This window comes from Pseudomonas sp. BNK-44-b (genome assembly GCF_047456245.1).
In the GTDB taxonomy this organism is placed as follows: Bacteria; Pseudomonadota; Gammaproteobacteria; order Pseudomonadales; family Pseudomonadaceae; genus Aquipseudomonas; species Aquipseudomonas machongensis.
The window spans coordinates 2597258-2622254 of sequence record NZ_CP179908.1 but is presented as its reverse complement, the minus strand read 5'-3'; the positions used below and the strand labels follow the sequence as shown (position 1 = coordinate 2622254).

19 protein-coding genes, 1 pseudogene and 1 riboswitch are annotated in these 24997 nt (G+C 64.5%); of the genes and pseudogenes, 9 read left to right on the top strand and 11 right to left on the bottom strand.

Annotated features, from left to right (window positions below; genetic code table 11):
* Positions 1 to 107: 107 nt before the first annotated feature.
* Entirely contained in the window at positions 108 to 647 is a 540-nt protein-coding gene (locus ACMGGG_RS11780; protein WP_414155534.1) for a gluconokinase, read from the bottom strand.
* Positions 648 to 842: 195 nt separating this feature from the next.
* Between ACMGGG_RS11780 and ACMGGG_RS11775 the strand changes: the two genes are divergently transcribed.
* The 3 genes and pseudogenes from ACMGGG_RS11775 to ACMGGG_RS11765 all read left to right on the top strand — a co-directional run bounded on the left by ACMGGG_RS11775 (position 843) and on the right by ACMGGG_RS11765 (position 3309).
* Positions 843 to 1862 carry a LacI family DNA-binding transcriptional regulator gene (locus ACMGGG_RS11775; RefSeq protein ID WP_112898369.1) on the top strand — a complete coding sequence of 340 codons (1020 nt, stop codon included), beginning with the start codon at positions 843 to 845 and terminating at the stop codon, positions 1860 to 1862.
* Between the two features lie 127 nt (positions 1863 to 1989).
* Positions 1990 to 2772: pseudogene (locus ACMGGG_RS11770) on the top strand (PAS domain-containing protein); the annotation flags it as partial.
* Between the two features lie 42 nt (positions 2773 to 2814).
* Positions 2815 to 3309: a methyl-accepting chemotaxis protein gene (locus ACMGGG_RS11765; protein ID WP_370672098.1), complete on the top strand. Its 495-nt coding sequence runs from the start codon at positions 2815 to 2817 to the stop codon at positions 3307 to 3309.
* Here ACMGGG_RS11765 and ACMGGG_RS11760 read toward each other — a convergent pair.
* From ACMGGG_RS11760 to ACMGGG_RS11730, 7 genes are all read right to left on the bottom strand, one after another.
* Positions 3284 to 6559, bottom strand: coding sequence for a transporter substrate-binding domain-containing protein (locus tag ACMGGG_RS11760; RefSeq protein ID WP_414155533.1), 3276 nt, complete (start codon positions 6557 to 6559; stop codon positions 3284 to 3286). The two genes, ACMGGG_RS11765 and ACMGGG_RS11760, sit on opposite strands and share 26 nt — an antisense overlap.
* A gap of 11 nt (positions 6560 to 6570) precedes the next feature.
* Positions 6571 to 7185: a response regulator transcription factor gene (locus ACMGGG_RS11755; RefSeq protein ID WP_063545031.1), complete on the bottom strand. Its 615-nt coding sequence runs from the start codon at positions 7183 to 7185 to the stop codon at positions 6571 to 6573.
* Positions 7186 to 7406: 221 nt separating this feature from the next.
* Entirely contained in the window at positions 7407 to 7658 is a 252-nt protein-coding gene (locus ACMGGG_RS11750; RefSeq protein WP_081255245.1) for a DUF1272 domain-containing protein, read from the bottom strand.
* A gap of 63 nt (positions 7659 to 7721) precedes the next feature.
* The gene (cobM, locus tag ACMGGG_RS11745; protein ID WP_112898367.1) at positions 7722 to 8474 is read right to left on the bottom strand and encodes a precorrin-4 C(11)-methyltransferase; all 753 of its coding nucleotides are present in this window, start codon (positions 8472 to 8474) and stop codon (positions 7722 to 7724) included.
* Between the two features lie 31 nt (positions 8475 to 8505).
* The gene (locus ACMGGG_RS11740) at positions 8506 to 8901 is read right to left on the bottom strand and encodes a cobalamin biosynthesis protein (RefSeq protein ID WP_112898366.1); all 396 of its coding nucleotides are present in this window, start codon (positions 8899 to 8901) and stop codon (positions 8506 to 8508) included.
* Positions 8901 to 9590, bottom strand: coding sequence for a CbtA family protein (locus ACMGGG_RS11735; protein ID WP_054890887.1), 690 nt, complete (start codon positions 9588 to 9590; stop codon positions 8901 to 8903). Before ACMGGG_RS11735 ends, ACMGGG_RS11740 begins: the two co-directional genes overlap by 1 nt.
* 10 nt (positions 9591 to 9600) lie before the next feature.
* Positions 9601 to 9786 (bottom strand): CbtB domain-containing protein, encoded by a 186-nt coding sequence (locus ACMGGG_RS11730; protein WP_063545029.1) that lies wholly within the window; start codon positions 9784 to 9786, stop codon positions 9601 to 9603.
* Positions 9787 to 9883: 97 nt separating this feature from the next.
* Positions 9884 to 10107, bottom strand: a riboswitch (cobalamin riboswitch).
* Between the two features lie 169 nt (positions 10108 to 10276).
* Between ACMGGG_RS11730 and ACMGGG_RS11725 the strand changes: the two genes are divergently transcribed.
* Positions 10277 to 11008 (top strand): hypothetical protein, encoded by a 732-nt coding sequence (locus ACMGGG_RS11725; RefSeq protein ID WP_054890733.1) that lies wholly within the window; start codon positions 10277 to 10279, stop codon positions 11006 to 11008.
* A 15-nt stretch (positions 11009 to 11023) separates the two neighbouring features.
* On the opposite strand, the gene ACMGGG_RS11720 is transcribed toward ACMGGG_RS11725, so the two are convergent.
* Positions 11024 to 11908, bottom strand: coding sequence for an alpha/beta hydrolase (locus ACMGGG_RS11720; RefSeq protein ID WP_414155856.1), 885 nt, complete (start codon positions 11906 to 11908; stop codon positions 11024 to 11026).
* Between the two features lie 191 nt (positions 11909 to 12099).
* Between ACMGGG_RS11720 and ACMGGG_RS11715 the strand changes: the two genes are divergently transcribed.
* From ACMGGG_RS11715 to ACMGGG_RS11700, 4 genes are all read left to right on the top strand, one after another.
* Positions 12100 to 13185, top strand: a complete 1086-nt coding sequence (locus ACMGGG_RS11715) for a metal-dependent hydrolase (protein ID WP_414155531.1) — start codon at positions 12100 to 12102, stop codon at positions 13183 to 13185.
* Positions 13134 to 13901 carry a TraX family protein gene (locus ACMGGG_RS11710; protein ID WP_414155530.1) on the top strand — a complete coding sequence of 256 codons (768 nt, stop codon included), beginning with the start codon at positions 13134 to 13136 and terminating at the stop codon, positions 13899 to 13901. The genes ACMGGG_RS11715 and ACMGGG_RS11710 overlap by 52 nt, the downstream gene beginning before the upstream one ends.
* Positions 13902 to 13929: 28 nt before the next feature.
* On the top strand, positions 13930 to 14841 hold the full coding sequence (locus ACMGGG_RS11705; protein WP_414155529.1) for a LysR substrate-binding domain-containing protein: 912 nt from the start codon (positions 13930 to 13932) through the stop codon (positions 14839 to 14841).
* A gap of 104 nt (positions 14842 to 14945) precedes the next feature.
* A complete protein-coding gene (locus ACMGGG_RS11700; RefSeq protein ID WP_125929998.1) occupies positions 14946 to 15926 on the top strand; it encodes an LLM class flavin-dependent oxidoreductase in 981 nt (326 codons plus the stop codon).
* 51 nt (positions 15927 to 15977) lie between these two features.
* Here ACMGGG_RS11700 and ACMGGG_RS11695 read toward each other — a convergent pair whose 3' ends face one another.
* Both ACMGGG_RS11695 and ACMGGG_RS11690 read right to left on the bottom strand, forming a co-directional pair.
* On the bottom strand, positions 15978 to 17372 hold the full coding sequence (locus tag ACMGGG_RS11695; protein WP_414155528.1) for an efflux transporter outer membrane subunit: 1395 nt from the start codon (positions 17370 to 17372) through the stop codon (positions 15978 to 15980).
* A gap of 16 nt (positions 17373 to 17388) precedes the next feature.
* A complete protein-coding gene (locus tag ACMGGG_RS11690) occupies positions 17389 to 18153 on the bottom strand; it encodes a helix-turn-helix transcriptional regulator (protein ID WP_054890726.1) in 765 nt (254 codons plus the stop codon).
* 416 nt (positions 18154 to 18569) lie between these two features.
* Here ACMGGG_RS11690 and ACMGGG_RS11685 point away from each other — a divergent pair, with 416 nt between their 5' ends.
* Complete coding sequence (locus ACMGGG_RS11685; protein WP_414155527.1) at positions 18570 to 24917, top strand: amino acid adenylation domain-containing protein; 6348 nt, start codon at positions 18570 to 18572, stop codon at positions 24915 to 24917.
* Positions 24918 to 24997 lie beyond the last annotated feature (80 nt).

The window sequence follows — 24997 nt, the reverse complement described above, 5'->3', positions numbered from 1 at the left end:
TCTATGCCTCGGTCTTGTCGTTGTTGTAATGGCGAAACGTGAGTGAACTTTTGACGCCTGCAGGCGTCGGGACAGCGCTGTCTTTGGTGAGCCGGAAAACCGCCGGATCAGGCAGTTCGCGCCAGGGGCCGGTCACCGCAGGGCTTTAGCCAGTCGTGCACGGATTCGGCAAGTGCTTCGATCGGACGGGTGGCGTCCAGTGCCAGCGTGAGCGGTTCGCCATGCGGCGATTCGAGGGTCGCGAACTGGCTGCTGATGAGGCTTGCCGGCATGAAGTGGCCGGGACGTGCGAGCACGCGTTTTTCGGCCTCTTCAGGGCTCAATTCGAGAAAAACGAATCCCAGGCCTGGCACGGCCTGGCGCAGGGTGTCGCGGTAGCGGCGCTTGAGCGCCGAACAGGTGAGGATCGGGCGTTCGCCGGCCTGGAGAATGGCCTGCAGCTCTTCGCCCAGGCGTACCAGCCAACCGGCACGGTCGTTGTCGTCCAGGGGAATGCCGGCGCTCATTTTCTGGATGTTTTCGGCAGGGTGGAAGGCGTCGCCCTCGATCAGGCGTCCGCCACTACGCGCAGCGACGGCCTGGCCGACGCAGCTTTTGCCGCAGCCTGCCACGCCCATGACCACGATGGCGCAAGGGGAAAGGTTCATCGGTACCTCCTGCGGGGTAAGACAGCGCTGTCTCACGCTCGACGAGCAGTGGTGCAAGCGCCACCCTCCCGGGTGTTATTGATCTTGTGATACGCAGTATGGATGCTGCGGCAATTATTACGTTGCCTGCGTCCTGAGACAGCGCTACCTTAGTGACCGTTCCCACTTCTTGCAAGTAGTAAAATTACAACATTCATGACCCGCACCGGCTCCCGCACCACAGGTCGTCCCACTCTGGCCGAAGTCGCCAGGCTTTCAGGGGTTTCTCCCATTACCGCTTCGCGCGCGCTGCGCGGCGTCAGCACGGTTGCACCGGAGTTGGTGGAAAAGGTCATTGCCGCCGCAGCGAGCCTGGGGTACGTGGCCAACCCGGCCGCCCGTGCCCTGGCATCGGCACGCAGCCAGTCGGTGGTGGTATTGATTCCATCGCTGTCCAACCAACTGTTCATCGACACGCTGGAGGCGATTCACGACGTGATGCGTCCTCGCGGGTTGGAGGTGCTGATCGGCAACTATCACTACGACAGCGCCGAGGAAGAGAACCTGATCCGCAACTACCTCGCCTACCAGCCCTGCGGCATCCTGCTGACCGGGTTCGAGCGCAGCGATGCTTCGCGGCAGATGCTCGCAGCCAGCGGCGTGCCCTGTGTCCACATGATGGAGCTTGGCGGGGAGCCGGGCGCGCTGTCGGTGGGGTTTTCGCAGCAGCAGGCGGGGCGCGCCGCCGCTCGCCACCTCATTGAGCGTGGCCGCAGGCGCCTGGGCTTCATCGCGGCGCAGCTCGATCCGCGGGTGATGCAGCGCGCCGAGGGGTTTCGCCAGGCGTTGACGGAGGCCGGCTTGCAGGCACCGGAGCTGGAGATGCTGGACCCACAACCCTCATCGATCGGCCTTGGTGGCGAGCTGTTCAGCCGTTTGCTGGCCAAGGCACCGGATGTCGACGGACTGTTCTTCTGCAACGATGACCTGGCTCAGGGCGCGGTGCTCCAGGCATTGCGCCAAGGTGTCGAGGTTCCGCGGCAGGTGGCGATGGTCGGCTTCAACGACCTGCCGGCTTCGGCGCACATGGTGCCGCGCCTGACCTCGATCCGTACGCCAAGGGCCGCTGTGGGGCGCACTGCCGCGCAGGCGCTGTTGAGTCTGCTCGACGGCAAGCGGGACGTGGAGCAGCAGCAGGACATGGGCTTCGAGTTGGTGGTGCGGGAAAGTACCTGACCGGGTGCGGGTACGGTCGAATCTCCCTTCGAAACCGCCTAATCACAAGGTGATATCAGATCGCTTGCATGGCGGCGGGGCCCATCTATGCTCAGGAAACCCCTGCGCACACAAGGAGGCCCGGCGCATGTTCGAGTACCATCGCAAGTCCGACCTGATCGAGATTCAGCGTAGCCGCCAGGCACTGGCAGGCATGGAAGCCAAGTTAGCCGCGATCAGTCGCTCCATGGCGATGATCGAGTTCGCCCCGGATGGCACCATCCTCGACGCCAACGACCACTTCTGCGCAACGATGGGCTACAGCGCCGATGAGATCCGCGGCAAGCATCACCGTCTGTTCTGCGACCCAACCTATGCCAAGAGCGCCGAGTACCTGCAGCTATGGCATGAGCTGGGGCAGGGCAAGGCGATCAGCGGTACGTTCGAACGTATCGACAAGTCCGGGCGCGAGGTGTGGCTGGAGGCGAGCTACATGCCAGTGCTCGATGATCAACAGCAGGTTACCAGCGTGATCAAGGTCGCGGCCGACATCACCCGCGGGGTCAACGAAGAGCATGAGAGCGAAAGCCTGCTCAAGGCCATCGGTCGCTCGATGGCGGTGATCGAGTTCACGCCCGAAGGGCGGGTGATCACGGCCAACCAGAACTTCCTCGATACCATGGGCTATCGCCTGGAGGAGGTCACGGGGCGTCATCATGGGTTGTTCTGCCTGCCCCATGAGCGCGAATCGCCCCAGTACCGGGAGTTCTGGGCATCGCTCAACCGGGGCGAGTATCACTCCCACCGCTTCGAACGGGTCAACAAGCAAGGCCAGACGGTGTACCTGGAGGCTTCCTATAATCCGATCTTCGATGGCAAAGGCCGCCTGTACAAGGTGGTCAAGTTCGCCAGCGACATCACCAATCAGGTCAGCACCCAGCAGAGCGCGGCCGATGCGGCTCACGCAAGCTCCGTGCAGACCGACGCCTGCGCGCGCAAGGGAACCCAGGTGGTGCAGCAGACGGTGCAGGTGATCGAGCAGATTTCCGAGGAGCTCAACGACGCGGCGCGCAGCATCGATGCGGTGAGCAAGCAGTCGGAGCTGATCGGAAAGATCGTCCTGACCATTCGCGGGATTGCCGACCAGACCAACCTGTTGGCACTCAATGCCGCCATCGAGGCCGCGCGTGCCGGTGAGCACGGGCGCGGTTTCGCGGTTGTGGCTGACGAGGTGCGCAGCCTGGCGGCGCGGACCAGCAAAGCCACGCTGGAGATCGTCGAGGTGGTGCGACAGAATCACGACCTGTCACTGACGGCGGTGGCCAGCATGCAGTCGAGCCTGTCGCGCACGGGGTTGGGCGTGGAGCTGGCCAACGAGGCCGGTACCGTGATCATGGAGATCCAGCAAGGCTCACGTCACGTGGTCGATGCGATCAGCCAGATCAGTTCGACCCTGCAATTGCATTGAGCCCCTCGCGCAACTGATGCTCCAGGCCCTGGAGGTTTGCCTCCAGGCGCGCGAGCAATGCATCGCTGGGCGCTCCATCGGCCAGTGCCTGTTCCAGCGTTTCGCAATCGCGGACCACCCCCCTGACCTTGAGCATGCGCGCACCGCCTTTGATCCGGTGCACCAGCGTTTTCACCTGCGCTGATGTGTGGCCCGGCGCCAGCTCGCGCAGGGCCTGCAGGTCTTGCGCGGTGCTCTGGGCGAGTTGTTCGAGCAGGCGCCGAGTCAGCTCTACGTCGTCCTGGGTGAGATGGCGCAACTGAGCAATGTCGAAACCACTGTCCGGCGGTGCATCTTCCGGGGGCGTTGCCTCGGTAGTCGGCGCCTGGGGCAAGTGGGCCTTGAGGGTACGCAGGTCGATCGGTTTGAACAGGCACTCGTCCATGCCATCGGCCAGGCACTGTGCCTTGGCTTCGGCCTGGGCGTTGGCCGTGACGCCGAGGATTCGGCAGGGCTGGGCACCGCGTTCGCGTTCCAATGCGCGGATGCGTCGTGTCAGCTCGTGGCCATCCATCACGGGCATGCTGCAGTCGGTGATCACCAGGTCGAACGCTTCTGCCTGCCAGAGCGCCAGGGCCGTCTGGCCATTTTCAGCCAGGCGCACCTTGTGCCCGAGAGTGCATAGTTGCTTTTCGAGGAGCATGAGGTTGGCCGGGTAGTCATCCACGACCAGGACATGCAAAGGACCGGCCTGGGCAGTGTCGCCGAGTAGCTCGGGCTGGGGCTGCGCGACCAGGGGCTCGGCGCTCGGCAGCGACAGGCTTATATCGATTCGGGTGCCGACGCCCTGCAGGCTCTGCAGTTGCAGGACGCCGCCCATGAGTTGGCACAATGTACGGCTGATGATCAGGCCCAGCCCGGCACCATGGCGCGCGCGCTGGCCGTCGAGTTGGGCGAAGGCCTGGAACAGCCTGGCCTGATCGGCTTCGCTGATGCCGATGCCGCTGTCTTGCACCTGCAGTTCCACTTGCAGGACATCTTTGGTCTGGGCCTGCACGTTCAGACCGACTTCGACCTGGCCTTGCTCGGTGAACTTGATCGCATTGCTGAGCAGGTTGGACACCACCTGGCGTAGCCTTACCGGATCGACAGAGGCCCAGATCGGCGACTCTGGGAGCCTGGTTTGAAGCGTCAGTCCCTTGACCTTGGCATTGGCTTCGAAGGCGCGTACGGTCGAGCGGACGAGCTCGACCAGGTCGGTGGCTACGGGCTGCAAGACCATGTGCCCGGACTCGATGCGCGAGATGTCGAGAATGTCGCCGATCAGGTCGAGCAGGCCGAGTGCGGCATCGTGTGCAGTCTGCAAGCCCTGCGGGTCGCTGTGGCCTTGACGGTTGTCTTCGAGTGCCAGTTCCAGCAGCCCGATCACCGCGTTCATGGGGGTGCGGATCTCATGGCTCATGATTGCCAGGAAGCTGCTTTTGGCCTGGCTGGCACGCTCGGCATCCTCCTTGGCCTGACGCAACTGTTCCAGCAGGCTGCGGCTGAGCGTGAGCTGCGCCTGCAGCGCCCGTTGTGCCTCGCTGCGCTGGTGGATCAACTTGCGCAGATAGCCGTTCCAGAACACCACGCCGGCCAGCAAAAATGCCGAAAGCACCAGCACCTGCAATGCCAGCGAGCGGTAGTTGCCCCACAGGCTATCGCTGACGATGGTGCTGGTGCGCCAACGGTTGATCAATTGGTCCAGTTCTTCCGGCGGGATACTCAGCAACGCCTTGTCCATGATCGACTGCAATTGCGGCAGATCCGGCGCCACGGCAAAAGCTATTGCTGTCTGGCTGTCGTCCTGCAAGCCGGCGATGCGCAACCTGTCCTTGAACACATGAGTCAGGTAGTAGGACGCGCTGATGTTGCTGATCAGCGCGACGTCGGCATTGCCCTTGGCCACCGACTCCATCATCGCCAACGTGTTGTTGGCCTCGACCACATGAGCCTGCGGATAACGCTGGCGCAGCGCGACCTCCTGGGAGCCGTCACGCACCAGCGCGATGCGTTGTGCGTCCTGTGGGCCGGCCTGCGTGCTGGTGTGGCGCACGACCTGCACGTTGGGGCTGACCAGGTAGGGGCGGGTGAAACGCACGCGCGATGCGCGCGACGGGCTGTAATCCAGGGCTCCGACCATCTGTGCATCACCCCGTGCCACCTCATCGACCATGGCCGCTACGGAGTTGCGTTCAACGATGTCGAAACGCAGGCCGGTGCGCAAAGTGATCTGTTTGAGAACGTCCAGTGTAATGCCGTTGGGTTGCTGCTGGGTGTCGTTGAATGTGATTGGTGCAAAGCTTGGGTTGATCAGTACCCGTATCCTGGGGGCTCTGGCCAGCCAGCGCTGTTCTTCATCGGTGAGCGTGGAAAGGCGACGCTGCAGGAGTAGGCTGGTGTTGCCACTGGACCAGCGGCGCAGGATGTTCAGGCGCTCGCTGTCGGTAATCCTCTGTAACGCCTGGTCGACCAGGCTGAGTAGCCTGGTGTTGTGTTGGTCCAGTGCGAAGGCGAAAGCGCCTGCGGGTGCCTGGACGAAATGGTCGATGCGCACCAGGCCTTGATAGGCTCGTCCAATGGCGAAGTCCGAGCTGATGGCATCGCCGATGTAGGCATCGGCATCACCCTGCGCCACTGCGCTGAGGCCTGCGTAGGTCGAGCTGTAGAGGATCAGCTGCGCCTGGGGATACAGGGCTTGGACAGCCGTCTTGGGCAGGTAGTGATCGACCATGGCCAGGCGCAGGCCGGCCAGATCTTCACTGTGCAACTGGGGGCGGTCCTGACGTGTGACGATCACCGGAAGGTCGTCGGCATAGGTTTGGCTCAGGGACAACTTGGCATCGGCTGCTTCGAAGCCGTTGGAGCTGCCAAGCAGGTCGATCTGCCCCTGGTGCAGGGCTTCGATGGCCGCTGTGCGACTGGCAAAACGGCGTACTTCGATCGGCATGCCCAGTTGCTCGCCGATCAGGCCAGCATAGTCCGCACTCAACCCTTCGTAGTCGTTTGGGCTGACATTGATTTCAAAGGGGGGGTAGTCAGGACGCGAACTGCCCAGGACCAGCACCTTGCGCTCGCGCAGCCACTGGCGGTCGCTGTCGCTCAGCGGCAGCGCGACACTGGCACTGATCGAGCGAGCCAGCAAGTGTCGCGGTTCGCTTTCACCAATGACGGCGCCCGATACCAGCAGGGCCGCCGCTGCCAGTAGCAGGCCGCCAAGGGTGTGCCTCATGGTCGCGAGGCTCAGTTCACTTGGTTGCGTTTGGCCAGGTCGACCATTTCGACCAGCGACTCGGTCTTGAGTTTTTCTCCGATTCGACCGCGGTAGGTGCTGATGGTCTTGGCGCTGAGGTTCATGGCCGTCCCTATGTACTTGTTGTTCTCTCCCCGCGCGAGCCTGCGCAGGACTTCCATTTCCCGGTTCGACAGGCTGTTGAGCCTGTCCGTTTCCGATTCCAGGGTGCTGCTGTTCACCGACATCTGCGGAAAGGTCGAATAGCCTTTGACCAGTGCCTTTAGCGCGAACAACAGCGCATCGAGGTCTTCGTCCTTGTTGACGAAAGCCGAGATTCCGGCATCCAGGCAGCGACGGACGTAGAGATCAGAGGACTGCCCGGTGAGTACCATGATTTTTGGCGCAGGATCGAGCAATTGCAATCGCTTGATCACTTCCATGCCATCCAGGCCCGGTAACCCAATATCGAGAATCACCACTTTCGGCGCAAGCTGACGCGCCATCTGTACGGCCTCGATGCCATTGCCCGACTCACCGACAACCTCAAAGCGTTCCCGCTCGAGCAGAATACGCACGGCGAGTCGGACGGTAGGGTGATCATCGACCATCAGTACGGTGGTCATTGGAAAACTCCTGTACGAAGTAATGTTCGTTCCTGACGTTATCCAGGAATGCGTCTGTAGGGCCAATCTGGCTGCGGGCACGATACGTCCATCAGAACGCTTTGATAATGGCGAGTATAGGCGTGTGGAAAAAGCCGCCATTTGCTGGTGAAAAGTCCTACAAAAGAAACTAGGGGCGAGGGGCGATGAGGCCCTCGCCGGCAGGCGTGGGGTGAGGGCGCTCAGGTCGGGCGCGCACAGGCGGGATGCGGTTTGTTCACACGATGCGTCGAAGCGGGATTGTTGAGCAGCGCGGTACCGAGCCGTGTCGGGCGTTGCAGCAATTGTCCCGCGCAATTGGGGCATTGTCCCTGCAGATGCTGTTCAGCGCAGCGGCGGCAGAAGGTGCACTCGAACGAGCAGATCAGCGCGTCCAGGGTGTCGGGGGGCAAATCGGCATCGCAACATTCGCAATTGGGGCGTAGCTCGAGCATGGCGCAACTCCGGAGTGGACAGAGATGCGCCAGTGTCGGTCGCTGGACGCTGGCTGGCAATCCTCAGTCGGCGGGGCGATACAGATGGGCGTGGCCGGCGCGGTACAAGGCCGAGTCGGCAAACGGTGCATCGCCAAGAACGTGGCCGACGAGAATCAGTGCCGTGCGCCGGAAGCCTTTGTTGGCAACACCCTCGACGATATCGGCGAGACGGCCCCTGACCCAGTCCTGGTCCGGCCAGGTGGCGCGGTGGATCACTGCCACCGGGCAATCCGCCCCATAGTGCGGCAGCAGCTCCTCGACGATGCGCGGCAGATGGCGTACCCCCAAGTGAATGGCCAAGGTACTGCGGTGGCGCGCCAGGTCCGCCAGTTGCTCGCCTGCCGGCATCGGCGAGTGCTCGCCGTAGCGGGTCAGGATGACGGTCTGCGAGATGTCCGGCAGCGTCAGTTCGCAGCCGAGCAGGGCGGCGCTGGCGGCTGTGGCGGTAACGCCAGGAATGATCTGGTAGTCGATGCCCAGTTCGCGCAGGTGGCGAATCTGTTCGCCGATGGCGCCATACAGGCTCGGGTCCCCACTGTGTACACGGGCCACATCCAGACCCTTGTCATGGGCGTCACGGATTGCGCCGATGATCTGCTCCAGGTGCAGTTCGGCGCTGTTGATCAGGGTACTGGCGGTGTGGCCTTCGAGTACCGCGGGCGGTACCAGTGAGCCGGCGTAGATGATCACCGGGCATTGACGGATCAGGCGTTGGCCCTTGACCGTGATCAGCTCCGGATCGCCGGGGCCGGCACCGATGAAATAGACCGTCATGGCAAGTCCTTGAACGTGAAATGAAGTGCGATTATCCGTTGCTGGCCAGGGCCAGGGTAGCGTCACCGAGCACCTGTCGGGTGACTGTCAGGATCGGCGAGCGCTGACCCTCGCCCGCTGCCAGTGCCAGCGCCGCGCTTTCTGCCACTCCCCAACAGCCGGTGGTGTCGAAGGCCATTTCGGAGCGGTGGCTGAGCAAGGGCAGGAAGGGCTGCAGTTGCTGGGCGCTGTACAGCGTCAGCGGCAGGCCGAGCTGCTCGGCCAGTTGCCGCAGGCCGGGCTCCTGAGCCTTGAGATCGATGCTGGCGATACCTCGCAACGCGGCCAGCGTCAGGCCGTTGTTGGCCAGTGCAAGGTGCAGCAGGGTTTCCAGAACTGCCGCCGGGCAACCCCGGCGGCAGCCGAAACCGGCATAGAGCGCGGCCATCAGGCCTGCGCGGAGCGGCGGTAGAGCCAGGCGCTCAGCAGACCCAGTGCGACCCAGAAGGCTGCGTTGGTCAGCCAGGAGGCAACCTTGAACTGTGCTTCCAGCGCTTCGGGCGCCAGGCTTTCATGCACCAGTGGCTGAGGGGCGCCGATCAGGTGCGGTACCACCAGCAGCGCTGCGCCAAGCACTTTGAGCAGCCAGTGCCGCGCGAAGACCAGCAACGCCAGGCCCACTGCAGTGGCGGCGGCGGTGCCGATCCACCAGGTCTGGCGTTGACCCAGATCGGCTGCGGCGGTGCCAGGCAGTTCGGGTGGCAGGCCCAGGGTCGGCGCCAGGCAGAACACGGCAAAGCCGCCCAGGCCCCACAAGGCGCCAGTACTGACTCGACCGGGTTCGCGCAGGCTGTAGAGTGCGGCGAGGATCAGCGCGAAACCGACTGCCACCACCAGGTTACCGCCGGTGGTCGACAGCACGCGCTGCCAGCCGTCTTCCGGCGACCAGGCTTCTGCACCGTGCTCATGGCCAGCGGCACTTTCACCGGCGTGCTCGTGCTGCTCGGTGGGGGCCGAGTTTTCATAGGTTTCGGCTTGAAGGATCAACGGAGCGACCCAGAAACTCTGCAATAGCGTCAGCAAAAGTGCGGCGAGCAGGCCACTGAAGCCTGCCGTGCGAGCGATACGCTTGATCATCATCGGACACTCAGTGGCAAGGGAAGGCGGCGCTGTGACGGGTATCGTGGGCAGCGTTGTGCACCGCCTCCAGGTGCGAGAACCCGGCGAAGTACACCAGGCACAAGCCCAGCAGGCTGGCGCCGACCGCAACGACGAGGCGCTGGCTGAGGCTGACGGGGGTGGCGATGCTGTGTTTGGCGCTGGTGACGGACATGACGCATTCCTCTGCTTTTTTCATGGGCGACAGGAAGCGCGGCAACCCCAGGCGAGAACCGCCCAGGGACATGCAACAGCGCCCGCCCACCGCGGGGTGTGATCACAAGACGTCGGGCCGGTCTCCGGGCTGACGAGCAGGAGCCTGGCTCCTGGGGAGAGCGTCACCTTCCCATGCCGCACTGCAGGCACAGTGGATCAGACGCTCGCTCGCTTACCGTTGCGGGGGCAGCACCGGACTTGCCGGACCCATGAAGGGCCTGTGACGCACCGGTTTCCCGTTTCACCCCTGCAAAGGGGCACCCTACGTAATGTATTAGGAGATCACGGCCACGCTTTGGTCGTCAATTCTTGTTACGAATTGAGCAAATGGGCCGGCTGAAAATCTTTAGTCAGCCTTGAACGTCGCACTTTTTTACATTCAGGGGCTCTATGCATGGCCAGGCTGCGCCGATTCCCGGCCCGGCCGCTGACCCTGGACCCCGGTGCAAATGCCTGTTCCTGCCTTTCGCCGCCATGCCCGCCTGTCATTGGTGGGTGTCTTGATTGCCCTGTGCGGGTGCACCGGGCAGCAGGGGCATGACGTATTCACCCAGTTGGGTAACGGGCATCCTGGCGAGCTGTTCCAGACCAGTGTCGACCGCATGGCCACCTTGTCCATGCGCGACAACCTGCAGAGCCTGTATCTGCTGATGAACAAGCTCTACCTGCGCAACCCCAGTCAGTGGAAGCAGTCCGGATACCTGGATGCCGCCACTGCCGAGCGCCAGATCCGCCAGGCCATCGAGCAGCGCCAGTCGTTGCCGCAACTGGGCGAGCGCCGTGACCTGGCGGCGCTGAGCTATGCTTTGAGCCCGGAGTTTCGCGGTGATCGGGTCGGTGCGTTCATCTATGCGATCGGCAGCATGTTGATTACCGCCCACGGTGGGCGCACCGAGTTCTACATGACCGACGCCATTGACCCACTGTTCGTCAATAACGCCGCGCGCAACATCGAAAAGGCCACCTGGATGCTCGGTCAGCGCCAGGACGCCAATGGCGTGTTGCTGCTGTTTTCCAACGAGATCTCGGAGGAGGGCAGCAATCTGAGTTTTGCCGTCGAGTTCGGCAAGATCGTCGCACGCCTCGACCTGCTGGCGCAGATGCTCGATGAGCGCTACCGACGGATCGGCCTCAACTATGCGCAGAGCCTGCTGCTGATGAATTTCCTGCCCGTACAGTGATCATCGTCGCGTGCCTCAGAGCAAGGCTTCGATGGCGCGGCGATAGCGCTGGCCTGCCAGGCTCATGCTGTTGTTGTGGCTTGCCCCCGGCACCAGCAGCAAGGTCTTGGGCTGCTGCGCGGCCTCGAACAGCGCCTGGCTGAAGCGTGGCGGCACATAACGGTCGTCCAGGCCGTGCACCAGCAGCAGGGGTAAATCGATATCGGCGATCTTGCCCAGCGAGTCGAACTTCTGCGACAGCAGCCAGCGTACCGGCAGTGCGGTATCGGCCACCGATGCTGCTACGTCGCCAAGGGAGGTGAAGGTGGATTCGAGAATCAGGCCGCGCGCAGGTACGGGCTGGCCTTGCTGGCGCGCCTGACGTGCGAGCTCCGACGCAAGCTCGACAGCGACCGCACCGCCCAACGAATGGCCGAAGATCAGGCGCTTGCTTGGCACCGGCTGCAACTGGGCGAAGCGCTCCCAGGCAATTCGGGCGTCCTCGTATACCGTGGCCTCGGACGGCAGGTCACCTTGGCTCTGGCCAAACCCGCGGTAGTCCACGGCCAGCACCGAATAGCCCATGGCGTGCAGCTGCTCGATGCGGAACAACTGGCCGGTGAGGTTCCAGCGTACGCCGTGCAGGTAGAGTATCGCTGGCGCGTTGGCGCGTTCGGACGGCCACCACCAGGCGTGCAGGCTCTGGCCGTCGGTGAAGTTGCGCGGGCGCAGGTCCAGTTCCTGTACGCCGGCCGGCAGGCCCCTGAACCAACTGGCCTGGCCCGGCTCGATACGAAACACCAGTTCGCGCTCCTTGTGCTGCAAGACCGCGCAACCCGCAGGCAGGCCCACCACCAGCAAGGCCATGGCCAGCCAGGTGAGCCAGCGGCGTTTGAAGTGAGTGAGCAGGGTGTCGGTCATGGGTGTCATCAGGCGTACTGGAAATCGTCGTTTTTAACAGAAGCCATGGCCTCGCTGCAGGCAATTTTTCCCGACCGGTGCTGACACATGTTTGCAAGCTGTTTCCCCGGCGCCCTCGAGGGGTTCTGCACGCTTGCCGCAGCGGGCGCCGAGGGGTAGGTTTCCCTGACCCTGTCGATGGAAGACTTACCTTGGACTCGATTACCCAAGCCGTACTTGGCGCCGCCCTGCAAGGTACCGTGCTCGGCCGCATCCAGGGCCGCCGTTCGCTGTTGTACGGTGCCGCGCTGGCCACCTTGCCCGATCTCGATGTGGTGATCCGGTATGCGGACCCTGTTTCGCAGATGACCTACCACCGCGGTTTTTCCCATTCGATCTTCGTCCTTACCGGCCTGGCGCTGCTGCTGGCGTGGCTGGTGGCCTGGGTAGGGCAGAGGCGCTGGCCCGACAGAGGCTACCGTTGGCCCCGACTGTTCGTGGCGTTCTGGCTGGTGCTGGTCACCCATCCCCTGTTGGACGCCTTCACGGTCTATGGCACGCAATTGTTCTGGCCGCTGCCGTTCACTCCCGAAAGCTGGGCGGCAGTGTTCATCATCGACCCGATCTACACCGTGCCGCTACTGGTAGCTGTGATCTACGCCGCGTGGCGGGGGCTGAGTGGCCGGGCGATACCCCTGATGGCGGCGGCTCTGCTGTTCAGTACGGCGTATCTGGGGTTCGGGCTGGCCGGGCGCATGGCGGTCGAGCAGCGTTTCCATGAGGCCCTGGGCCGCCAGGGCGTTGTTGTCGATCATGTGCGGGCAGTGCCCATGGCCTTCAACAGCCTGGTCTGGCGGGTGCTGGCCAAGACGGCGGATGGTCATTACTACGAGGGCGTGAGCAGCGTTTTCGACCGCGAACCACCCGAGATGCAGCGCCTGTCGCTGAACCTGGACGCCGCCAAGGTGCTCGAGGGCGTCGCGCTGCACGAGCGGCTGCGCTGGTTCACCGATGATTGGCTGCGTTATGACGTGGTCGGCGATGTGCTGGTGGTGACCGACCTGCGCATGGGCATTCCCGGTAACTACACCTTCCGTTTCCGCATGGCTCATCGCGACAGCCAGGGTCAGTGGGTGGTCGATACCCCAGCCAACTGGAGTGACGGTGCCGCGATGTTCAACGGCCATGACCTGGGGCTGATCTGGCGTCGGATCCTCCAACAGCAACCTCCGCTGCCCCTGGCGGCTTGGACCACACGCTACCTGAATCCCTCGCCGCAATCCGGGGTGGCGCCCTGAACTGCCGCTCGGCCGGGCTCGACCTGGTCAAGTGGACGGCGATCCTGAGCATGGTCGCCGATCATTTGCGCTACCTGTGGCCCAGTGCCGACGGGTTGTTCGTGGTCGGGCGCCTGGCGTTTCCACTGTTCTGCCTGGTGATCGCCTGTCATGTCTCACGCGCCCAGCCAGGCGCGCTGTACACGGCAGCCAACGCGCGCTACCTGAGCTGGATGTTGGCCTTCTCGGTACTTGCCGAGGGCCCGTACCGTTGGTTGGACAATGGCTCGCACACGCTCAATGTCATGCCCACCCTGACCCTTGGCCTGCTGGTCGCCTGGGGGGTGAAGCATCCACAGCCTGCTGCGCGCATTGTCGGCCTCGGTAGTGCCGGGCTGGCGCTGGTTTTCGGTGATCGACTGATGTATGGCCTGCCGGGAGTATTGCTGCCGGCGGCCTGCCTGATGCTGTGGTCGCGAGGTCGGCCCGGCTGGCTGGTGCCCTGTCTGCTGGCAATGGGCGCCAACCTGACCAACAGCTGGTTATGGGCACATCCCTGGCAGCCCTTTTCTTTGCTGGTGCTGGCCACCGCGGCAATGGCGCTGCCGTTGGGTTTGCGCATGCTGGCGTACCAGGGCGCCTCGATCGTGCCTGTGGGACGCTGGGCCTACGGGTTCTATCCTTTGCACCTGATGGCGATCAAGGCCTTGCAATACCTCGATCTGCCCCCATCCTAGGCAGCCTCGGATATCCAGGAACAGCTTCATGGAACCCAACCGCTTCGGCGACATCGCCGCCTTCGTCAGTGCCGTGAAGGTCGGCAGCTTCACCGCAGCCGCCGCGAGCCTGGGCCTGACCCGCTCGGCGGTGGGCAAGAGCATCGCGCGCCTCGAATCGCGCATGGCCGTGCGCCTGCTCAACCGTACCACGCGCAAACTGAGCCTGACCGATGAAGGCCAGGTCGCGTTCGAGCGTTGGCGGCAGATCCTCGAAGACCTGGACGAAGTCGAGACCACGATGGCCCAGCGCCGCGGACGACCGACCGGCACTCTGCGCCTGACTGCGCCGCTGTCGTTCGGCCAGCGTCATGTGCTGCCGATCCTGGATGTCTACCTCAAGCAATGGCCGGAACTGCGCGCCGATATCCGCTTCACCGACCGTTTCGTCGATCTGGTGGAGGAGGGGGTGGACGTTGCCGTGCGCATCGGTGCGCCCAAGGAGGACTCGCAACTGCTGACACGCACCGTGGCGTGGCAGCAGTTCGTCACCTGCGCTGCACCCGAGTACTTGCAGCGTCATGGGGTGCCCCAGGTACCGGCAGACCTGTATGGGCACGACAAGATCGCTTTTCTGGCGGGCGAGAAGGCCAGCCCCTGGCGCTTCCACACCAATGAAGGGCTGCACCTGTGCGAAGAGCCCGGGCGCTTGAACATCGACAGCTCCGAGGCCATGCTCGATGGCGCCCGCGCCGGGTTCGGGCTGATTCACCTGCCCACCTACATCACCGGCAACGACTTGCGCGCCGGAACGCTGGTCGAGGTACTCGCGGATTACCGGCCGCCAGCGGACCCGATTCGTATCGTCTACCCCAGCAAGCGCCATTTGTCGCCACGGGTGCGAGGTTTCATCGACCTGCTGGTCGCCCGCTGGGAGCACGGAGTGCCCTGGGAACGCTGATTGGGGAATGCAGGGACCGTGTGTAGGGCCCGTTTTGCGGTTTATCGCCCAGGCGTGGCCCTGGACACTGTGCAGTCATATCCGTCACGACTTATGGAGACGCCATGACTGCGTTGTCTGTCCTGGACCTGGTCATGATCGGCGAGGGCAAGACCCTGGCCGATGCGATCGAGGAATCCCGTCAACTGGCACGCCACGTCGAGCAGCACGGCTACGCTCGATACTGGATCGCCGAACACCATGACATGCCCGGCATCGGCTCTGCCGCCACAGCGCTGGTAATCAACGAGATCGCCAATGCCACGCGGCATATTCGCGTGGGTGCCGGTGGCATCATGCTGCCCAATCATGCCCCGCTGGTGGTCGCCGAGCAGTTCGGCACGCTCGATGCCCTGCACCCCGGGCGCATCGACCTGGGGTTGGGGCGTGCCCCCGGCAGCTCAGGCCCGACCGTCCGTGCTTTGCGCGGCGTCGCACCCGAGCGTGACTTTGCCCAGGACATCGCCGAGTTGCGCGACTACCTGGCCGACAACGGCCAGCGATCGGTGCGCGGGGTGCCGGGCAAGCACGAGGTGCCGGTGTGGATATTGGGTTCCAGCCTGTTCGGCGCCGACCTTGCGGCACGGCTCGGCTTGCCTTATGCCTTTGCCTCCCATTTCGCCCCGCGCTACCTGCTGCAGGCCATCGCCCATTACCGCGCGAACTTCCAACCCTCGGCGCAACTGGCCAAGCCCTACGTCATGGTGGGCATGAATCTGTTCGCAGCAGCCAGCGATGCCGAAGCCGATTATCTCGCCAGCTCGCACCGCAAATGGATGCTCGATCTGCATGTCGGACGTCACGGCCTGCTGCCCCTGCCGCAGGAAGGGTATGTCGAGGGCTTGCCGGGCCATGAACGGGCGGTGCTGGAACAGGTGATGGCCTGTACCGTGGCCGGTGGGCCGCAGCGGGTGAGGGATGGGTTGCGCACACTGATCGAACAGACTGGCGCCGATGAGTTGATGATCGATTGCCGGATCCATGACCCCTTGGCGCGCTTGCGCTCCCACGCATATGCGGCCCAGGCCCTTGCCGACCTGGCCTGACTCGACCTGAGCGGCAGGCGCCAAGGCGCGGCCGCGGGCGACGGCCTGCCTTCAGTGCGCGTCTGTCCAGCCTCCCCCTAACGCGGCATAGAGGTTCACCTCTGCCAGCAATTGCGCCAGCCGGTCGTTGATCAAGCCCTGCTGGGCACTGAACAGCGAGCGCTGGGCGTCGAGAAAGGTCAGGCTGCTGTCCACGCCAATGCGGTAGCGGTTGCGGGCCAGGTCGTAGTAGCGCTGAGTGGAGGCCACCAGGTCGCGTTGGGCCACCAGTTGCCGCTGATAAGTGGCGCGCGCCGCGAGGCCGTCAGACACCTCCTGGAACGCCCCCTGAATCGATTTCTCGTAGCGAGCCACCTCGATTTCCTTTTGCAGGCGCGCATAGTCCAGGCTGGCCCGCAGGCTACCGGCGGTGAACAGCGGCAGGTTGATCTGCGGCTGAAACAACCAGGTTCCGCTGCCGCCGTCGAACAGCCCGGACAATTCGCGACTGCTGGTGCCTGCGTTGGCAGTCAGGCTGATGCTGGGAAAGAACGCTGCCCGTGCGGCACCGATGTCGGCATTGGCCGCACGCAGCTGGTATTCGGCTTCCAGGATGTCCGGGCGACGTTGTAGCAGTGCCGAGGGCAGGCCGGGCGGCAAGCCGACGATCTGCTGCGAGGCCAGCGGCAGGCTGGGCGCACGCTCATCGAGGGGCGCGCCGACCAGCAGGGTCAGCTGGTTGATATCTTGGGCAACCTGGCGCTGGTAGCGGGCTACTGCGGCACGAGCGGTGTCGACGCTGGTCTGCGCCTGGATCTGCTGCAATGCCGACGCAGTGCCGGCGCGACGCTGACCCTGGGTCAGGCGCAGGCTTTCCTGGTCGGCGATCAGGGTCTGGCGTGAAAGCTCGAGCAGCTCCAGGTCGGCTCGCCAGGTCATGTAGCTGCTCGCCACGCTGGCCACCAACCCCAATTGCACACTGCGCCGGGCCTGTTCGCTGGCGAGATAGGTCAGCAAGGCCTTGTCACTCAGGCTGCGCAGGCGGCCGAACAGGTCAAGCTCATAGGCGCTCACCCCGAGCGTGGCGGCGTAGGTCTGGGTGATGGCTCCGTCGCCGGTCCCGGTCATGCGTCGCGGCAGGTACTGGCGCTGGCCCTTGGCGTCGGCGGAGACCTTGGGCAGCAACTCCGAGCGCTGGATACGAAACTGCGCGCGATAGGCTTCGACGTTGAGCGCTGCCACGCGCAGATCGCGGTTGTTGAGCAGTGCGTTGTCGATCAGTTGGCGCAGCAACGGATCCTGGAACACCTGGTGCCAGTCGTCGTGCTGGCGGCTGGGTGCCATGGCATCCAGGCTGGCTTCTCCCGGGAATCGAGGTGCGACAGGCAGGCCGGGGCGTTGATAGTCGGGGGCCAGGGTGCAGCCGGTCAGCAATACCGCCAACACGGCAGCAGGGTATCTGGGCATCGCGGGTTCTCTGGGGTCAGGCACCGGCCATCCATCTGGCCAGGCCGTGGCGGCCACTGACGCCAAGCTTGGCGGTGGCGCGTTTGAGGTAGGTTTCCACCGAACTGTTCTTCACGTTCAGGCGTTGGGCCATTTCCGGTACGGTGCCACCGGTGAGCAGCCCCAGGCAGACTTCCTGCTCACGGCTCGACAGTTGCACGGCTTCCTGGGCCAGGCGCTCGTCGAAGCCGTGGCGCAAGGTGTCGGGCGTCGCCGAACCTTCACCCTGCACGTGCACCTGGTGCTGCGCATGGTGTTCAAGCAGAGGCAGCAAGGTGTCGGAGAGGCGTTTGAGCAGCGACAGTTCGCCGAGGGAAAAGGCCATCTGGCTGGGCAGGCGATGGAAGCAGATGACCCAACGGCGGTCGCCATTGCACGACACCAGATTGCACTGGTGAGCACTGGATTGCGGGTTGCCGGTGACGTGAGGCGCCTTTACCTGAATGAGCAAGGGATCGTTCATCTGCAGGATGTTCTGCAGCAGCGGGTGGTTGGGCTGATCAGGTGGAGGAAACTCCTGGGCAAGCCCCGCGCCGCCCAGCACCTTGACCCGACTGACGCCGGTCTGTCGGGCATCCAGGGTCCACTCGCTCAGGTCGAGCCGGTGCACTGGCACCAGGCTGTCCACCAGCCGGAGCATGCGCTCGGCAAAATGATCCTCGCCGGTGCTGGCGATCAGCTCTCCCAGTTGCAGGTAGAGGCGCGCGTCGTGGTGATGTTCGAGGCTGCGGGTCAGCTTCATGTCCTGTTCATCCTTGAATCGGGTGCTGCGCAGGCGGGGTGGCGAATGGCCTTACGCCTTGGCCGGTCGAGGGAGGCGCTATTCAAGCCTGGCCCTGGCGCCTGCGTCTGTAGTGGAAACCGGGGACAGAAAATGGCATCAAATCGGACAAAGTGGGGGGATGATTCGGACAGACTAAATGCAGATGTTTCGGCAGTAGTCGGCAAATTGACGTCATAAAGCTGCTGTTGCCATCACGTTTGCCACGGTTGGCCCTGCGGGTAGGCTATCGAAGGGGTTGATATGTAGCTGATTTCCTACAGAAAAATCAGCGACCGAGGATGCGCGGGCGACTGTCCGGGTTTCCGGGGCCATACAGGGTAGGGAAGCGATGCTTGAATCCGCGGACGATCAACGGAGAAGGACCCTCCCAGCCCATGCCTGCCGCAGATACCTACCCCCTGACCAGCGCTCAACGGGACATCTGGCTCGACCAGTTGAGCAACGGCGATTCTCCGCTCTATACCATCGGCGGCTATGTCGAACTCACGGGCGACCTGCGGCCGGACACCCTGCGCCAAGCGTTGCAGCAACTGGTGGCGGCCAACCCGGTGTTGCGCACCGAGCTGCTGCCAGGTGCCGGGGCCGACGGCCTCCCTGTGCAGCGCTTCGCCGAGCATGCCACCTTGGCATTGCCCCTGCTGGACCTGTCGGCTGAAGCTGACCCGGCAGCGGCGGCCACGGCATTGATTCAGGCGCAAATGGGCCAGGGTTATCGCTTCGACGGCACGGCACTGCTGCGTTTTGCCCTGATTCGCCTGGGGCCGGAGCACCATTGGCTGGCAACCCAGGCCCATCACCTGATTCTCGACGGCTGGGGCTTCGGCCAGATGCTCAAGGCACTGGGCGAGCATTACACCGCGCTGCTCGAAGGCGGCGAGGCACCACGGGCCCAGGCCGGTTATGCCGACTTCATCGACGAAGACCGCCAGTACCAGGGCTCGATTCGCCAGGCCCGCGATCGCGCCTACTGGCTCAAGCGCTTCGCCAGCGTGCCGGAGCCGCTGCTGGCAGCGCGTCACCCTTACCGTCGAGCCACCGATGAAGCACCTTCGCGCACCTGGGTTCAGGCGTTCCCCGATGCGTTGCACGAGCGCATGAAACGCCTGGCCGAAGCTCACCAGGCCTCGGCGTTCCATGTACTGCTGGCTGCACTGCATGTGCTGTTCTCTCGCAGCGCACAACGCGAGGATTGGGTGGTGGGCCTGCCGCTGCTCAATCGTGGCGGCGCACGTTTCAAGGCTACGCTGGGTACCTTCGTGCAGGTCAGCGCGGTGCCGTTGGCGTTCTCTCCGGCACTGGGTTTCGCCGAACTGGTGGTCGCGATACGCGACACCCTGCGCCGCGATTTTCGCCATCAGCGGCTGGCCGTGAGCGAGCTGAACCGAGCACTGGGCCTGTTGCGCGAAGAGCGCGGGCAACTGTTCGAGGTGTCGGTCTCCTACGAGCAGGACGATCACGACTACCGTTACGGCGCGGCCAGCGCCCACACGGTGAAGGTCTCCAACAGCCACGAATCCACGCCCTTGGCCATCCATCTGCGCAGCAACCGCCATAACGACAAGGCCTGGTTGCACCTGGTGCATCACCGCGCCTGGCTGGCGAGCGACGAGGCCGAGGCGTTGGCACAGCGGCTGCTGCACGTGCTGGATCAAGGCTTGGCGACACCCGCGTTGGCGGTTGCCGATTTCGATCTGCCGACACCTGCCGAGCATCGCCAGATGCAGGCATGGAACGCGACGGGGCGTGCAGTTGGCGAGCCGTTTGTGCATCGCCGAATCGAGGCACACGCGGCGCTGATGCCAGAGGCCATCGCCGCCGTGCACGAAGAGCGCAGCCTGAGTTACGGCGAGCTGAATCAGCGCGCGAATGCACTGGCCCTGCGTCTGATCGAGCGAGGTGTGAGGCCCGAGCAGCGCGTTGCGGTGGTTGCCCGCCGTGGCCTGGATACCCTCGTGGGCCTGCTGGCGGTGCTCAAGGCGGGTGCGGCCTACGTACCGATCGACCCAGCACATCCGCGTGAGCGCATCGCATACCTGCTCGAAGACAGCGCACCCGTGGCACTGCTGACACAGCGGGATCTGCTGGCGCGTCTGCCACGCCATGCACTGCCGTCGATCGAACTCGACGCCTGCCCGGCAGCCGCGACCACCTTGGACAATCCTCGCGTGGCGGGGCTTGTGGCCGAGAGCCTGGTCTATGTGATCTACACCTCAGGCTCCACCGGCCAACCCAAGGGGGTGATGGTCGAACACCGCATGCTGGCCAACCTGGTCGACTGGCATTGCGAGACGTTTGACCTGGGCGTCGGCGGGCACACGTCGAGCCTCGCTGGTTTTGGTTTCGATGCCATGGCTTGGGAGGTCTGGCCAGCCTTGTGCGCGGGTGCGACGCTGCACCTGGCGCCTACCAGCGAAGGTGGCGAGGATATCGACAAGCTGCTGCGCTGGTGGCGTGCCCAGCCACTGCAGGTCAGTTTCCTGCCAACCCCGGTGGCCGAACATGCGTTCACCCAGCATGATCATCCGACCCTGCGTACCCTGCTGGTGGGGGGCGACCGGCTGCGCAGCCTGTCGCGTGAGCGGGCCTATGCGGTCATCAACAACTACGGCCCTACCGAAGCCACGGTGGTCGCCAGCTCCGGGCGGGTAATGGCGGGTGGAGTGCTGCATATCGGCACGCCTGTGGCCAATACACGGTTGTATGTGCTCGATGCGCAGCTCAAGCCATTGCCGGTCGGCGTACCGGGTGAGCTCTACGTAGCAGGCCTGGGTGTCGCTCGCGGCTACCTGAATCGCCCGCAGATGACCGCCGAGCGTTTCCTGGACGATCCGTTCAGTGACGAAGCCGGCGCACGGATGTACCGCACCGGCGACCGGGTGCGCTGGCTTGCCGACGGCACGCTTGAATACCTGGGGCGCAACGACGATCAGGTGAAGATCCGCGGTGTGCGTGTCGAACTCGGCGAAATCGAGGCTGCGCTGACTAGCCATGGACAGGTGCGTGAAGCAGTGGTACTGCTGCGCGATGGCCAACTGCAGGCCTGGTTCATTGGAGATGCGGTCACCCCTGGCGACCTGCATGAGCACCTGCGCGGCCTTCTGCCTGTAGCCCTGCTGCCGGTCGGCTACCAGCGCGTCGACCACTGGCCGCTGACCGCCAATGGCAAGCTCGACCGCCGCGCCTTGCCGGCCCTGGATGAAACCGCGTCGGTACGCCGCGCCCATGAAGCACCTCGCGGCGACGTGGAGGTACGCCTGGCGGCACTCTGGAGCGAGCTGCTGGGAGTGCAGCGCATTGGTCGTCACGATCACTTCTTCGAGTTGGGCGGCCACTCGTTGCTGGCAGTGCAACTGGTCGAGCGCATGCGCCAGCAAGGCCTGCAGGCTGACGTGCAGGTCCTGTTCGGCCAGCCGACCCTGGCAAGCCTTGCCGCGGCCAGCCAGCGTTCGCTCGCTCAGGTGGAAGACAACCGTGTGCCTGTTGATTGCAGCCACATCACGCCGGCGCTGCTCAGTCTGTCGTCGCTGACCCAGGGCGAGATCGACGCCATCGTCGCGGGGATACCGGGTGGTGCGGGCAATGTGCAGGAAATCTACCCCTTGGCGCCTTTGCAGCAGGGGCTGCTCTATCACCACCTGCGCGACAGCCATGATCCTTATCAGCAACAGGCGCTGTTCGCCTTTACCGACCAGACGGCATTCGAGGCATTCGCCCACGCGTTGCAACAGGTCGTCGAGCGTCACGACATCCTGCGCACCAGCCTGGCCTGGGAAGGGCTCGAACAACCGCAGCAGGTGGTCTGGCGTCAGGCGCCATTGCCCGTGGAGGTATTGCGGGCCGGGCCTGACGATACGGCGCAGGCGTTGGCTGCGCATTACTCTGCGGCGCAACGCCCGCTGGACCTGCGTCGTGCGCCGATGATGGCGCTGGCGGGCGCCGAAGACCGTGAGCACGGTCGTTGGTTGGGTCTGTTGCGTTTCCACCATCTGGTCAACGATGCCGTGTCGGTGCAGGTGTTGCTCGGTGAGCTGCGGGCCCTGATGAGCGATCAGGGTCATACGCTGCCGGCGCCTGTGCCTTATCGCAACTATGTCGCGCTCAGCGGCGCCGAGGCGCGGCAGCAAGGGCACGAGGCGTTCCTGCGGGCATTGCTGGCAGGTGTCGAGGCACCGCCTACGTTGCCGGGCATGGTCGAGGATCAGGTGCAGGTGGGCGCGCTGGAGAGCCTTGCGCATGAGGTTCCGCTCGTGCTGACCGAGGCCTTGCGCCGCCTGGCCCGGCAGCAGGATGTTGGCCTGGCCAGCCTTTTCCACCTGGCTTGGGCACAGGTGCTGGGGGCACTGGGCGGTCGTGACGACGTGGTGTTCGGCAGCGTGTTGCTGGGGCGGATGATGGCGGGCGAGGGGGCCGATCGGGCGTTGGGCATGTTCATCAACAGCTTGCCCCTGCGGGTGAGCCTGGCGGGGCGCAGCGTGGCGCAGGCACTGGCCGACACCCATGCCGGGCTTGCCGCGCTGTTGGGCCACGAAGATGCCCCCTTGCTGCTGGCTCAGCGTTGCAGCGGGCTGCCAGCGGGTGTGCCGCTGTTCAACAGCCTGATCAATTTCCGCCATGGGCTGGTGGCAGGGCAATCGACATTGCCAGGTGCCCGCTTGCTGGAAGCCAGCGAAGTACACAGCCATGCGCTGGTGCTGTCGGTGGATGATCAGGACGAGGCCTTGCACCTGAACGTTCGCGCGCCGCGAGCGTTGGGTGCAGCGCGTGTGCTGGCCTACCTCGAGCGTACCCTCGAGGGCCTGGTCGAGGCGCTGGAGCAGGGCGGTTCGGCACCGATCGAGCAGTTGTGCAGTGTGCCTGAGAACGAGCTGCAACGGCTGCTGCACGAACTCAATGCCACCGAGGAGCCCCACGAGTTGATGCGCCAGACCCTGCCGGCGCTGTTCCAGGCCCAGGTGCTGCGCACGCCGGACGCGGTGGCGCTGCAGACCGACCAGGCGGCGCTGAGCTACCGTGAGCTCGACGAGCAGGCCAACCGTCTGGCCCATCACCTGGTGGCCCTGGGCGTACAGCCTGACACACGTGTCGGCGTCTGCATCGAGCGCGGCCTGTCGCTGCTGGTCGGGCTGCTGGGCGTGCTCAAGGCCGGCGGTGCCTACGTGCCGTTGGATCCTGGTTACCCGGATGAACGCCTGCGCTACATGGTCGAGGACAGTACACCGCTGGCAGTGTTGGTCCATGGGGCGACACGTGGCCTGTTCGATCTGTCGGCGGTGCCGCTGGTGGATCTCGACCAGGGCGGCTGGCAAGCGCAGCCTGCCAAGGCCCCTGAGGTGCCGGCGTTGACACCTTCGAACCTTGCCTATGTGATGTACACCTCCGGCTCGACCGGCATGCCCAAAGGCGTGATGATCGAGCACCGCGGGCTGGGCAACCTCATGCACTGGGGCTCGCGCATCTGTCCGCCGCGTCCGGGTGACGCGCTGTTGCAGCGTGCGCCATTCAGCTTCGACGGTTCGGTCTGGGAGTTGTTCTGGCCGTTGTGCGCGGGTCTGCGCCTGGTGCTGGCTCGCCCCGACGGTCATCGCGATCCGGCTTACCTGGTGCAGCTGGTCCAGGCTCGCCAGGTGACCACGATCAAGTTCGTCCCAGCGTTGTTGCACCAGTTTCTCGAGCAGCCCGGCGTCGAACGCTGTACGAGCCTGACCGACATCTTCTGTGGCGGGGGTGAGTTGACCCTGGCGCTGGCTGCCAGCGTGCGCCGGCGCCTGCCGCAGGTGCGCTTGCACAATGTCTATGGGCCGACCGAGGCTACGGTCGACAGCACGGCCTGGACGCTCGAACCCGATCAGCCGCTGCCGCGCACGCCACCGCCGATCGGTCGGGCGATCGCCAATACCCGGCTCTACGTGCTCGATGCCCACGACCGGCCGGTGCCGCTGGGCGTGGCGGGAGAGCTGCACATCGGCGGTGTCGGAGTGGCGCGCGGCTATTTGGGGTTGCCGTCGCTGCAGGCCGAGCGCTTCATCGACAGCCCGTTCGTCGAGGGCGATCGGCTGTACCGTACCGGGGACCTGGTGCGCTATCGCGAGGATGGCGAGCTGGAGTTCCTCGGGCGCAACGATTTCCAGGTCAAGCTGCGCGGTTTGCGCGTCGAGCTCGGTGAAATCGAGGCACTGCTGGGTGGGCATCCCGCGCTGGGCCAGACTGTGGTCCTGGTGCGCGACGAGCGCCTGGTCGCCTATTTCACCTGCCGAGAGGGGCAACCCGCTCCGGCGCTGGATACGTTGCGTAGCCACCTGTTGGCGCGACTGCCGGAGTACATGGTGCCCTCGGCCTTCGTCGCCCTGGCCGACATGCCGCTGAGCCCCAACGGCAAGATCGACCGCAAAGCACTGCCCGAGCCAGGTGCGGAGTCGGTGATCAGCCGCGCCTACGTGGCGCCACGCAACGCGCTGGAGCAGACCCTGGCGCAGATCTGGAGCGAAGTGCTGAAAGTCGAGCAGGTTGGGCGCGACGACAACTTCTTCGAACTGGGCGGGCATTCACTGCTGGCGGTGAATCTGGTGGCGCGCATGCGCCAGGCGGGGTTGCAAGCCGACGCACGCACCTTGTTCCGCCAGCCGACGCTGGCAGGCCTGGCGGCCAGTACCGGGTGGGAAAAGCCGCAGGTCGAGATCGCAGCCACTACCATCCCGGGGCTGAAGGCACGACGCAGGATCTGAGGCGGGCAGGGGCTGCGTCGCAGCCCCGGACTCACTGTGCCGGCGAATGACCACGCCACTGTGCTTGACCGCATGGCGCC